6 protein-coding genes are annotated in these 8,944 nt (G+C 60.8%); 2 read left to right on the top strand and 4 right to left on the bottom strand.

What is annotated here, in order from left to right; translation table 11 throughout:
- Positions 1 to 103: 103 nt before the first annotated feature.
- Complete coding sequence (locus DYL59_RS30925) at positions 104 to 580, bottom strand: acyl-CoA thioesterase (protein ID WP_017739034.1); 477 nt, start codon at positions 578 to 580, stop codon at positions 104 to 106.
- Positions 581 to 871: 291 nt separating this feature from the next.
- Between DYL59_RS30925 and DYL59_RS30920 the strand changes: the two genes are divergently transcribed.
- The gene (locus DYL59_RS30920) at positions 872 to 2,629 is read left to right on the top strand and encodes a cation:proton antiporter (RefSeq protein ID WP_135292580.1); all 1,758 of its coding nucleotides are present in this window, start codon (positions 872 to 874) and stop codon (positions 2,627 to 2,629) included.
- A gap of 101 nt (positions 2,630 to 2,730) precedes the next feature.
- Here the strand turns inward: DYL59_RS30920 and DYL59_RS30915 are convergent, their stop codons facing one another.
- The 3 genes from DYL59_RS30915 to uvrD form a co-directional block, all read right to left on the bottom strand.
- Positions 2,731 to 3,138: an SMI1/KNR4 family protein gene (locus tag DYL59_RS30915; protein ID WP_105695902.1), complete on the bottom strand. Its 408-nt coding sequence runs from the start codon at positions 3,136 to 3,138 to the stop codon at positions 2,731 to 2,733.
- A 136-nt stretch (positions 3,139 to 3,274) separates the two neighbouring features.
- Positions 3,275 to 4,144: a Tim44 domain-containing protein gene (locus tag DYL59_RS30910; protein ID WP_135292579.1), complete on the bottom strand. Its 870-nt coding sequence runs from the start codon at positions 4,142 to 4,144 to the stop codon at positions 3,275 to 3,277.
- Positions 4,145 to 4,445: 301 nt separating this feature from the next.
- Positions 4,446 to 6,629, bottom strand: a complete 2,184-nt coding sequence (uvrD, locus tag DYL59_RS30905) for a DNA helicase II (protein WP_135292578.1) — start codon at positions 6,627 to 6,629, stop codon at positions 4,446 to 4,448.
- 247 nt (positions 6,630 to 6,876) lie between these two features.
- On the opposite strand from uvrD, the gene DYL59_RS30900 reads away from it, so the two are divergent.
- A partial coding sequence (locus tag DYL59_RS30900; RefSeq protein ID WP_135292577.1) for a diguanylate cyclase domain-containing protein occupies positions 6,877 to 8,944 on the top strand: 2,068 nt, incomplete at its 3' end.

Raw genomic sequence — 8,944 nt, 5'->3', positions numbered from 1 at the left:
AATACGGTGTGTCAGACCCGAATGAGTTGACTGACACACTGCATTCGCGAGCAAGCCCGCTCCCACATTTTGATTGGGTTTACAGATTGAGATTTACGGCGCTTCAGCCCTTGATTTCCTGATACCGCTTCTCCAGCTCCTGGCGGATCTGTCGGCGCTGCTGGGCCTGCACAAAGCGGCGCTTGTCTTCGCTGTTGTGGGGCTGCAACGGCGGCACGGCGGCCGGTTTGCGCTGGTCGTCCACGGCCACCATGGTGAAGAAGCAACTGTTGGTATGGCGTACCGAGCGCTCGCGGATGTTCTCGGTCACCACCTTGATGCCCACCTCCATCGAAGTGTTGCCGGTGTAGTTGACCGAGGCGAGGAAGGTCACCAACTCGCCCACATGGATCGGCTCGCGAAAAATCACTTGGTCCACAGACAGCGTTACCACGTAGCGACCGGCATAACGGCTCGCACAAGCGTAAGCCACTTCGTCGAGGTACTTGAGCAGGGTGCCGCCGTGGACATTGCCAGAGAAGTTGGCCATATCGGGGGTCATCAGCACCGTCATCGACAGCTGGGCGTTTCCGGGTTCCATAGCACACTCACGGGTTGTAGGCATTGGTTGGGGGGCACCTCTGCGGGTGCTGGACTCTTTGCTGCGCCTTCCTTTACGGGACGCTGGCAGGCGGCTTGCCGTCACGCCTGCACCGATCTGTTTCCATATATTGCACCGGCTTTCTGCCGGAAGTCGCGGTGTTAACCTGCAAAAGCCCATCTCAGGGCATTTCTTACGATTTAGGCAGACTTTTCCTTCCGCATTTTGCGACCGTTTAAAGGTGCGCGCGGAAGTGGGAAAAGCGCCAGTACCCTCAAGGAGCCCCTCGCCATGCACGCCATCAGCTTTATCCAGGACCTGGCCGTGATCATGTTGGTGGCAGGGGTTGTCACCATCCTGTTCCACCGCCTCAAGCAGCCAGTGGTGCTGGGCTATATCGTCGCCGGTTTTATCATCGGTCCTCACACCCCGCCATTCGGCCTGATCCACGACGAAGACACCATCAAGACCCTGGCTGAGCTTGGGGTGATCTTCCTGATGTTCTGCCTGGGCCTGGAGTTCAGCCTGCGCAAGCTGTTCAAGGTGGGGGCCACGGCGTTTATCGCGGCGTTCCTGGAGATCATCCTGATGATCTGGATCGGCTACGAAATCGGCCAATGGTTCGACTGGAACACCATGGACTCACTGTTCCTGGGCGCAATCCTGGCCATTTCCTCTACCACTATCATCGTCAAGGCCCTCAACGACCTGAAGATGAAGAACCAGCGTTTTGCCCAACTGATTTTTGGCGTGCTGATCGTCGAAGACATCCTCGGCATCGGCATCATCGCGTTGCTTTCGAGCATTGCCGTCAGCGGCACGGTCAGCTCCGGCGAGGTGTTTTCCACCGTCGGCAAGCTGTCGCTGTTCATGATCGTGGCGTTGGTGATCGGCATTTTGCTGGTGCCGCGCCTGTTGGCCTACGTGGCCAAGTTCGAAAGTAACGAGATGCTGCTGATCACCGTGCTGGGCCTGTGTTTCGGTTTTTGCCTGCTGGTGGTCAAGCTGGAATACAGCATGGTGCTGGGCGCCTTCCTGATCGGTGCGATCATGGCCGAATCCCGGCAGTTGATTAAGATCGAGCGCCTGATCGAGCCGGTTCGCGACATGTTCAGTGCAATCTTCTTTGTGGCCATCGGCCTGATGATCGACCCGCAGATCCTGCTGCAATACGCCTGGCCGATTGCAGTGATTACCGTGGCAGTGGTGCTGGGCAAGATGCTGTCCTGCGGCCTAGGGGCGTTTATCGCCGGCAATGACGGCCGCACCTCACTGCGCGTGGGCATGGGGCTGTCACAGATTGGTGAGTTTTCCTTCATCATCGCGGCGCTGGGGATGACGCTCCAGGTCACCAGCGACTTTCTCTACCCGGTGGCGGTGGCTGTTTCGGCGATTACTACGTTGCTGACCCCTTACCTGATTCGCGGTGCTGACCCGTTGTCGTTGAAGATCGCGGCAGTGATGCCCAAGCGCATGAGCCGTGTGTTCGGGATGTACGGCGAATGGCTGCGCAGCATTCAGCCTCAGGGCGAGGGCGCGATGCTGGCGTCGATGATCCGCAAGATCATCCTGCAAGTGGGGGTGAACCTAGCGTTGGTGGTGGCGATCTTCTTTACCGGCAGCTTTTTTGCGAAGCGTATTGGCGGCTACCTGGAGGGTTGGATCAGCGATCCAAGCTGGCAGAAGGCGTTGATCTGGGGCGGGGCGTTGCTGCTGTCGCTACCGTTTTTGATTGCGGCGTATCGCAAGCTCAAGGCGTTGTCGATGCTGCTGGCCGAAATGAGCGTGAAACCGGAAATGGCCGGGCGCCATACCCAGCGTGTGCGACGGGTGATCGCGGAGCTGATTCCGATCCTGTCGCTGCTGGTGATCTTCCTGCTATTGGCAGCCTTGTCGGCCAGTATTCTGCCGACCAACAAGTTGCTGGTGCTGATCGCCGTGGTCACGGCGGCGGTGGCGGCCGTGCTGTGGCGGTGGTTCATCCGCGTGCATACGCGGATGCAGGTCGCCTTGTTGGAGACGCTGGATAACCACAAGGATACGTTGTAGGAGCGAGCTTGCTCGCGAAGGTCGTTAACGATAACGCGGGAAACCTGACACCCAGTGGTGCTCTCGGGTTTCTCGCGAGCGCGCTCGCTCCTACAGGCGTCTCAGCTTTCGAGCCACACGTCCCGCGCCCAGTGCCATACAGACTCCCAGGACTCTTCGGTGACGATCTCTTCTTCGCCGGACCACAGCACCACGGTGCCGTCTTCTTCGACGCAGTAGTAATCGTCGCCATCCTGGCAGATAGGGATCAGCTCGCGAGGCACGCCGATGTCCCAGGCAGTCGCTGCCACCTCCGGCAGGTAGGTATGGGAGCCAGGATCAGTGATGGTCACCGGTTCCAGGCTGCCGTACACCACATCACTGACGGTCAGCAGGAATTCCTTGAAGACAAACGGGATGTTGATGAACAGTTGTTCTTCAACTTCCACCAGCTGGTCTTCGTCAGGCAGCTCCAGAGGAACCGGGACCGGTTCGTTGGCTTCACGCAATTGTTCGATGATTTCTTCCACGGCCGGGATCCTCTTGCTAGATGGCGCGGTTTATAGGGGCGTTTTATACAGTAGCTCGCTATAAGTGCAACCGTGAAATAGAAAACCCCGGAACATGTCCGGGGTTTTCGCTATTGCTTGTTCACGCGTGCGGGCTTCAGCCGTTCTGGCGGATACCAGCTACCAGCCAAGGCTGGTTTTCGCCTTGTGGACGTTCCATGTTCCAGCTTTCGCTGAACACTTCGCCCTGGTCGAAGCGCGAGGTCTTCGACACACCGCTGAAGGTCAGGGTGGCGATGGTCTTGTCGGCGCGATCATCCACGCCTTCCAGTTGTACGCGCAGGTCGTCGATGTAGGTCGACTGGAAACCGTCGCCCAGGTCGGCACGTTCGCGCTTGAGGAACTCCAGCAGTTGTGGGGTCACGAACTCGGCGATCTTGTCCATTTCGTTGGCGTCCCAGTGTTGCTGCAGGGACTGGAAGTGGCTGCGGGCCGCTTCGATAAAGCGCTCTTCGTTGAACCAGGCCGGTGCGTTGATCACCGGGCGGGCTGCAGCAGGGGCTGCCGAACCACCGAAGATCGAACCCACGGCAGGTTTTTGCTCGAACACTTCACGCTGCATCGGCGCGCCGGCTGGAGCCAGGTGCTCCTGCTGCTTGCGGCGACGGGCGGCGATAAAGCGGAAGATCACAAACGCGATGACCGCCAGGATCAGCATGTCGAAGATCTGCATGCCCTGGAAGCCGCCCCCCATGAACATGGACGCGAGCAGGCCACCGGCGGCGATGCCGGCCAGAGGGCCCAACCAGCGCGAAGCACCGCCGGCCTTGGCAGCAGCGCCGGCAGCACCGGCTGCGCCTGCGGTAGCCGCAGCCCCGCCAGCACCGGCGGATGGAGCCATTTGGCTGGTCTGGTGAGTCGGGGCTGCGCCCGAACTTTTGCCGCCACCGAAGCGCTTGGCGTTGGCGTCGAGGCTCATCGTCAAGCCGATGCACAACGCCATGGCGATGCTAAGAAATCGTTTCATAAAGGGAATTCCCATTTGTGGATTGCACGCGCGCCATGTTGCACAGGTGTAGTGACAGTGGCTAGCGACATAATGTTTCGGGCTTTTGCGTAAGACCGATTCAGAATGGTCTGTAGGACTTATTACTGATATTGGCCCGCCCTCGTTAAAAACAAGGGCGGGCCAATAAGCTTCATGTTAAGCCGCCCTCTGAAGGAGCGAGCTTGCTCGCGAAAAATGCCCAGGCAACGCGTTCATGCAGAATGTCCGCGTCATCGTTAGCGATCTTCGCGAGCAAGCTCGCTCCTACAGTGGAAATGTTTCAGACGGCTTCGAGCTTGGCGTAGCCCATCATCAGCCACTTGCTGCCTTCGGCAAAATTCACCTGCACGCGGGCCTGTGCGCCAGCGCCTTCGAAATTGAGGATCACGCCTTCGCCAAACACCGAGTGCCTGACCTGCTGGCCAAGGCTGAACTGGGTTTGCGGAATCTCGGAACCCGCAAACAGGCTGCTGGAGCTCTGCTGCTGACCCCCGCCGAACGGTCGGCTGACGCTGTTGGACAAGCGCACTTCCTGGATCAGACCCTTCGGCACTTCACGTACGAAACGCGACACCTTGTTGTAGGTCTCACTGCCGTACAGGCGTCGGGTCTCGGCGTAGGTCATCACCAGGTTTTGCATGGCGCGGGTGATGCCCACGTAGGCCAGGCGGCGTTCTTCCTCAAGGCGGCCGGGCTCTTCCAGGCTCATCTTGTGGGGGAACAGGCCTTCTTCCATGCCTACCAGGAACACATACGGAAACTCCAGACCCTTGGCGCTGTGCAAGGTCATCAGCTGGATGCTGTCTTCGTGCTCGTCGGCCTGAGCATCCCCGGCCTCCAGTGACGCGTGGCCAAGGAAAGCCGCGAGCGGAGTGAGGTCTTCTTCGTTTTCAGTGTTTTCAAACGCGCGGGCGGCGCTCACCAGTTCCTCAAGGTTTTCTACCCGGGCCTGGCCTTTCTCGCCTTTTTCCGCTTCGTGGTAGGCGATCAGGCCGGACTGCTCGATCACGGTTTGCGTCATCAAGTGCAGCGGCATTTCCGAACACTTGGCGGCAAGATTCTCGATCAGCTCGACAAACACACCCAACGCACCGGCTGCGCGCCCGGTCAGGCCTTTATTGGCGATGAGCAGGCGCATGGCCTCCCACATCGACACATCGGTGTGGCGTGCGTGATCGCGAATGGCTTCGACGGTTTTTTCGCCGATGCCACGGGCCGGGATATTGATCACCCGCTCCAGCGCCGCATCGTTGCCACGGCCTTCGAGCAAGCGCAGGTAGGCCATGGCGTTCTTGATTTCGGCGCGCTCGAAGAAGCGCTGGCCACCATAGATGCGGTACGGGATGCGTTCGCGCAGCAAGGCTTCTTCCAGCACCCGCGATTGGGCGTTGGAGCGGTACAGGATCGCGATATCGCTGCGCGCCAGGCCGGTTTTCAGGGCGCTTTCGATGGTTTCCACCACGTAGCGCGCTTCATCGTGCTCGTTGAACGCGGCGTAGAGGTTGATGGCTTCGCCTTCACCGCCGTCGGTCCACAGCTCTTTGCCCAGGCGCCCGGTGTTGTTGGCGATCAAGGCGTTGGCGGCCTTGAGGATGCCTGCGGTGGAGCGGTAGTTCTGCTCCAGGCGGATGGTGACCGCGTCCGGGAAGTCTTCGGAATACTGGTAGATGTTCTCGATTTTCGCGCCACGCCAGCCGTAGATCGACTGGTCGTCGTCGCCCACCACCATGAGGCTGTCGCCGCCCTTGGCCAGCAGGCGCAACCAGGCGTACTGCACGGCGTTGGTGTCCTGGAATTCGTCCACCAGGATGTGCCGGAAACGCTTCTGGTAATGGGCCAGCAAGCCTGGGTTGTCACGCCACAGGTCGAGGGCGCGCAGCAGCAGTTCGGAGAAGTCGATCACCCCGGCGCGTGCGCAGGCGGCCTCGTAGGCTTCATAAATGCTGCGCATGGTGGCCAGGAACAGATCACCGCTGGCCTGGATATGCTGCGGGCGCAGGCCTTCGTCTTTCTGGCCGTTGATAAACCATTGGGCCTGACGGGCCGGCCAGCGTTGTTCGTCCAGGCCCAGTTCGCGGATCACGCGCTTGACCAGGCGTTGCTGGTCGTCGCTGTCCAGGATCTGAAAGGTCTGTGCCAGGCCAGCTTCCTGCCAGTGCGCGCGCAACAGGCGATGCGCCAGGCCGTGGAAGGTGCCCACCCACATGCCGGCCGGGCTGATACCCATCAACTGCTCGATGCGGTGGCGCATCTCGGCAGCGGCCTTGTTGGTGAAGGTCACCGACAGGATGGAATGGGGGGACGCGTTTTCGACCTGGATCAACCAGGCGATACGGTGCACCAGCACTCGGGTTTTACCGGAGCCAGCACCGGCCAGGACCAACTGACGGCCAACGGGGGCCGCTACGGCCTGGCGTTGGGCATCGTTGAGGGAGTTCAGCAAAAGAGAGAGATCATCGCGCATCGGCGCATTCTATGGCCCTCGGGGGAGTGGGGCAAACACCAATACCGGTTGGTCGACGGAAAACAGTCGGGGTGATGACCGGTCGGTCAATGGCCGCAGACCCCGCAGCGCCTCGCTCAAGCCCTCTGGCCCCGCCGTTTGCGGTTCAGGGGCAGACGGTTTTTATGACGTGGAGCAGTTTGGCCCAAGCGCTTGCTTGTGTATGCTCCGTCGACGTTTCGGGCTCACCATTATAAGAACACTGCCTATGACCCTCAGCACTGACCTGTTCGGCCCCTCGGCGGCCCCCGCGCAGGTTATCCGCAAGCACTACGCCACTGAGATGGCGGTGGAGCGCACACGCCTGCTGTATCAGGGCTCGTTGTTGCCTACCTTGTTAATGCTGGTCAACGGCCTGGTTTGCGCCTGGCTGTTGTGGAACCCCAAGCAATACCTGTTGGACAGCATCTGGCTGGTGTGGCTGCTCGCGTTGGTGGCCATGCGCGTGATCCAGGTTGCGGCGTTTGATTCGGCCATGCCCAGCCGCCAGGCCCAGCCGGTGTGGCGACGCATGTTCATGCTTGGCTCGGCGGTCAGCGGCCTGACCCTGGCCATCGCGGCCATCGCCTTGGTGCCGGCGGACAGCTTTGTGCAGCAAGCCTGGGTGTTCGGCCTGATTGGCGCGGCCACGCTGTCGGCCAGCGTGGCCTATGCCGTGAGCCTGCCGGCGTTCCTGTCATTTGCCTTGCCGTGCCTGGTGCCGGCCATCGTCTATCTGTTCTGGAACGGTGCCCCGCAGCAGCAAGGCTGGGGTGTACTCGGCCTGATTCTGCTGGCGTCCTTGAGTGTGGTGGCGTGGCAGGTCAACCGCCTGATCCAGCGCGGGTTGTTGCGACGCTTCCAGAACCAGGCGCTGATCGAGCACCTGCAGAAGGCCCAGCAGCGCAGCGAGCAGCTGAACCTGGAGTTGGTGCGCGAAGTCGAGCAGCGCCGTCAGGTCGAGCAGGCGTTGCGCGACGTACAAGTCGGTCTGCAGGACCGGGTGGCCCAACGCAGCCAGGAGCTGGATGCCGCCAGCCTGGCCCTGAACAAAAGCGAAGCGCGCCTGGCCATGGCCCTGCAGGCCAGCGAGCTGGGCCTGTGGGACTGGAACCTGCAAACCGACGAAGTCCACCACACCCAGCTCAAGGAACTGTTCGGCCTGGAGCCCGAGTACGTCACGGCGATGCTCAGCCATCTCAAGCCTCGTCTGCACCCCGAAGACTTGCCGTTGCTCAAGCGCGCGCTGGTGGAGCACCTCAAGGGGCGTAGCGAGGATTACCTGGTGGAGTACCGCGTGCGCCATGGCGACGGCCACTGGGTATGGATCGAAGACCGTGGCCGCGCCGTGGAGCGAGCGCCCAGTGGCCGCGTAACGCGAATGCTTGGCACCCGTCGCGATATCAGCGCCGGCAAGGCCCTGGAAGAGCAACAGCGCTTGGCGTCGACGGTATTCGAAGCGGCCAGCGAAGGTATTGTGATCCTCAACCCGGACTACGTACTGGTGGCTGTAAACCAGGCGTTCAGTCGCGTCACCGGCTTTGATATCGACGATATGCTCGGTCGCAATGTGGTGGAGTTGCCTTGCAGCCGTGACGCCCGCCGGCATTTTCCGGTTATTCGCCAGGCCTTGCTCAACCACGGCACCTGGCAGGGCGAGTTGGTGGAAACCCGCAAGAACGGCGAGCTCTACCCGCAGTGGCTGCAATTGAATGTGGTGCGCGATATTCGTGGGAGCGTCAGTCATATCGTGGGGTTTTTCGCCGATCTGTCGGCGCGGCGCGAATCTGAAGAGCGCATGCGCTACCTCACGCACTACGACGAACTTACCGGCCTGGCCAATCGTTCGCTGTTTCGCGAGCGACTGCGCGAAGCCCATGCGCGGGTGCGCCAGGGTGGACGCAGCCTGGCGTTGCTGCATATCAACCTGGACCGTTTCAAGCTGCTCAATGACAGCCTGGGCCATGAAGTCGCCGACCAGTTGCTGCAGAAAATGGCCCGGCGCTTGATCAATGCGCTGCCCGAAGCGGACACCATTGCACGCCTGTCCGGCGATGAGTTCGCCGTGCTGTTCGACGCCTACGGCAACCTGTCGAGCCTGGCGCGGGTGGCCACGAGGTTGCTGGCCAAGCTGCGGGTGCCGGTGACGGTGGAAGGGCACGAGCTGGTGGTAAGCGCCTCGATGGGCGTCAGCCTGTTGCCGGACAACGCGCGGGAAATTTCCGCGTTGGTCAGTCAATCGAACATGGCCATGCAGCACGCCAAACACCTGGGCGGCAATAACTTCCAGTTCTACA

The sequence above is a fragment of the Pseudomonas kairouanensis genome (assembly GCF_004682055.1).
Classification (GTDB): Bacteria; Pseudomonadota; Gammaproteobacteria; order Pseudomonadales; family Pseudomonadaceae; genus Aquipseudomonas; species Aquipseudomonas kairouanensis.
The sequence above is the reverse complement of the archived record's forward strand: the minus strand, read 5'-3'. Positions and strand labels throughout refer to the sequence as shown.